The sequence below is a fragment of the Arthrobacter sp. Y3225116 genome (assembly GCF_059091245.1).
In genome coordinates, this window is the sequence record NZ_JBNHGL010000299.1 from 1 (window position 1) to 3,037 (window position 3,037).

Genomic DNA, 3,037 nt, shown 5'->3' on the forward strand with positions numbered 1-3,037 from the left:
GCGGCCTCTTCGCCGTGCCCGGCGACCGGGCAGGACGCCGCATCCGCGGCCCGCGGCAGGGCGGGTTCTTCGACGGTGATGCCGTACAGCGCTTCCAGGGCGGCAATGTAACGCTCCTGCTCGCCGTTGGCGGCCAGCTCCCGCGCCCGCACGGTGGGGAGGTGCAGCAACTGCTTGACCATGCGGCGCATGGCGAACTCGACTTCCTGGGCCGGGCCGGTGCAGCCGTGCTGCGAGCGCACTTTCTCGAGCTCGTTCTCCAGTACCTGCATGGTGTGCTTGCGAAGCGCCACGATGGCGGAGTCCACGCTGCGCGCCTGCCGGCTGGCCTCGAAGCTGCGCGCCGCGTTGGCAACGATTTCGGCCGCCTGCTGCACGGATTCGGCCTGTTCCTCGGGCGCGGCCATCCGCACGGACTCCAGCGTGATCAGCTCCACGCCCTCGAGCGCCCCCACGGCGGGATCAAAGTCGTGGCTCAGCGCGAGGTCGATGATCGTCAGCGGCTTGTCGACGCCGGCGCGCACCCCGGCCACGCGCCCGGCACTAACCTGGTTGTCGCTGCCGCTGCAGCCGATGACGACGTCGGCGGAAGCCATCGCGTCGTCCAGCGCCGCGTGGGTCAACGGGACGCCGCCGCGGGTTTCGGTAAAAGCCGCGGCGCGGCCGGAAGCCGAGTAGACGCTGATCCGCGTGCAGCCGCGTTCGCGCAGCAGCGCCATGGTGGCCCCGGCATACGCGCCGGTGCCGAAGAGTACAACCTGCTTGCCCGACCAGTCCTTCTCGACGGCCAGATCCGTGGCGAGGTCGAGCGCGACCGACACGATCGAAAGCCCGCGGCCGCCGAGGGCCGTCTGCGTCCCGACGTCCTTGGCCGTCCGGGAAGCGGTCTGGAAGAGCCGGACCAGCCCCCCGCTCGCGGTGCCCTTTTCCTGCGCCTCGATCAGGGCCCGACGCACCTGGCCGGCCACCTCGCGTTCGCCGACCACGGCCGAATCCAGGCCGGCCCCGACCGCGAACAGGTGCCGCGCAACATCCTCGCCGGTGTTCACGTCGAAGGAGCGGGCGACCAGCGCGTCGTCCAGCCCCGAGCATCGGCTGATCTGTTCGATGAGCGCGGCGCGGGCGGCCTCCAGGTCGGACTCGCTCTCGGTCTCGCAGTAAACTTCCACCCGGTTGCAGGTAGCCAGGACCACGGCGCCGGTGACCGGGGACCCGTCTGCGAGCACGTCGGTATCGATCCGGGAGGTGCCGGCACTCAGGCGGGCCACCGTTTCCAGATCGACCTTGGAATGGGTTGCAACAAGTGAAAGTAAGACCACAGCGCCTCTATCTTAGCGGGAAGCCAGCGTCGGCTCCTCCAAGCTTGGCCCATTAACCCGGCGTTAACCTGGTTTCGGGCGCCGTCGGCGCCGGTGATATTGGCCACTCGGGCCGGTGGCCGCCGCCATCCCGCGCTCCTCGGCGACGCGCGCGGTTGGCCAGAAGCATGGCCGCTGGACGAGAATCTATGTCATGACACTCAATGCTTCCCATCCCCTGGTGGATGGGCGTACCGCCGACTCGGACCTGATCACCGCCTACCGCGGAGGGAAGCCGGGCCGCCGTCCTGTCTGGTTCATGCGGCAGGCCGGGCGCTCATTGCCCGAATACAAGGAAGCGCGGCAGGGCATCGCGATGCTGGATGCCTGCCTGAAACCGGAACTGGCAGCGGAAATCACCCTGCAGCCGGTGCGCCGCCACGATGTGGATGCCGGCATCTTCTTCTCCGACATCGTTATCCCGTTAAAGCTGGCCGGGGTCGACGTGGACATCGTCCCCGGTGTCGGCCCGGTCCTGGGCGCCCCCGTCCGCACCGCCGCCGACGTCGCCGCCCTGCCGGAACTCACCGACGAGTCGCTGGAGCCCATCCGCGAGGCGGTCCGGCTGACGGTGGCCGAGCTCGGCGCCAAGCCGCTGATCGGCTTCGCCGGCGCCCCGTTCACGCTCGCCGCGTACATGGTGGAGGGCCGGCCGTCCCGCGACCACCTGGGGCCGCGCACCATGATGCATGCCGACCCCGAGACCTGGGATGCCTTGGCCGGCTGGGCCGCGGACGCTTCGGGCAGGTTCCTGCGGGCGCAGCTGGAAGCGGGCGCCAGTGCCGGGCAGCTGTTCGATTCCTGGGCGGGTTCGCTGTCCCTGGCTGACTACCGCCGGCGCGTGGCACCGGCCTCGTCGCGGGCGCTGGACCACGTCCGCCACCTGGGCACGCCGCTGGTCCACTTCGGCACCGGCACGTCCGAACTGCTCGTGGCCATGCGCGACGTCGGGGCCGATGTGATCGGCGTCGACTACCGGCTGCCGCTGGACGAGGCGAACCGCCGGCTGGGCGGACGCACGCCGCTGCAGGGCAACATCGATCCGGCGCTCTTGTCGGCGCCGTGGGAGGTGCTGGAGGCCCATGTCCGCGAGGTGCTGGCCGCCGGCAGCAGCGCCCCGGGCCACGTGGTCAACCTGGGCCACGGCGTGCCGCCGGAGACGGACCCGGAGGTCCTGACCCGGGTGGTCGAGCTGATTCATTCCGTGGCCCCGTAGCCATGCAGCACCCGCATCCGCAGCCCGCCCGCCGTCCCGAACGGCAGGGCGGGCGCAAGCCCAGGCCGGGCACCGCCGTCGTCGTTGGCGGTGGGATCGGCGGCCTGGTCGCTGCGCGCGAGCTGGCGCTGGCCGGCGTCGAGGTGACGGTCCTGGAGCGCTGTCCCCGGTTCGGCGGCTGCGTGGTCCGGCACGAGGTGGGCGGGCTGATGCTCGACGCCGGCGCCGAATCGTTCGCGACCCGCTCCAGCGTGGTCCCGGACCTGATCGGCGAACTGGGCCTGGGCAACGACATCGTCCAGCCGAACCCGGCCGGCGCCTGGATCCAGCTGCCGGACGGTGCGCAACGGCTGCCGAAGACGGGCGTGCTCGGCATCCCGGCAGACCCTTCCGACCCGGACGTGGTGCGCGCCATCGGCCGCCGGGCGGCGTTGCGCGCCTCGGGCGACAAGGTCATGCCGCT

General features: G+C 71.3%; 3 protein-coding genes. 2 read left to right on the forward strand and 1 reads right to left on the reverse strand.

Features of this window, described 5'->3' with window-relative positions:
- A partial coding sequence (locus AC5RV2_RS16400) for a glutamyl-tRNA reductase (RefSeq protein ID WP_494093216.1) occupies window positions 1–1,319 on the reverse strand: 1,319 nt, incomplete at its 3' end.
- A 193-nt stretch (window positions 1,320–1,512) separates the two neighbouring features.
- On the opposite strand from AC5RV2_RS16400, the gene hemE reads away from it, so the two are divergent.
- Together hemE and AC5RV2_RS16410 are read left to right on the forward strand one after the other, a co-directional pair.
- Complete coding sequence (gene hemE, locus AC5RV2_RS16405) at window positions 1,513–2,574, forward strand: uroporphyrinogen decarboxylase (RefSeq protein ID WP_494093217.1); 1,062 nt, start codon at window positions 1,513–1,515, stop codon at window positions 2,572–2,574.
- A gap of 2 nt (window positions 2,575–2,576) precedes the next feature.
- Window positions 2,577–3,037, forward strand: a 461-nt coding sequence (locus AC5RV2_RS16410; protein ID WP_494093218.1) for an FAD-dependent oxidoreductase, incomplete at its 3' end; no start/stop codon positions are given.